Annotated in this window: 1 protein-coding gene; it reads left to right on the top strand. The window is 42.5% G+C overall.

The features are described from left to right. Positions 1-135: 135 nt before the first annotated feature. A partial coding sequence (locus Y882_RS20570) for a hypothetical protein (RefSeq protein WP_211259218.1) occupies positions 136-348 on the top strand: 213 nt, incomplete at its 3' end.

Raw genomic sequence — 348 nt, 5'->3', positions numbered from 1 at the left:
GCACATGGTCACACGGATAATACCGTAGTTGAATGTATTGCAGTAGCTAACGGTTTATATCACGGTATAGAGGCTGGACTTATCTACACAAACGACGTTATATTATTTCAGACGGATTGCAAAGCAGCTATCCACATGTTCGAAGGTAAACGTCCACCAAGAGGAGAAGAGCAACAAATATATAAATGGTTCATGGACACTATTGTTGAGAATAGGCTTAGTTTCCAGTTCCGTCATGTTAAAGGTCATTCAGGTAGGATGGATTCCCGTAGCCTTGCACAAGACAAGTGCGATGAAATTGCGGGTATGCACATGCGAACAGGTAGATGTCGCATGGACTACGATAAA

The organism is Dyella japonica DSM 16301 (assembly GCF_001010355.1).
Taxonomy (GTDB): Bacteria; Pseudomonadota; Gammaproteobacteria; order Xanthomonadales; family Rhodanobacteraceae; genus Dyella; species Dyella japonica.
The sequence above is the reverse complement of the archived record's forward strand: the minus strand, read 5'-3'. Positions and strand labels throughout refer to the sequence as shown.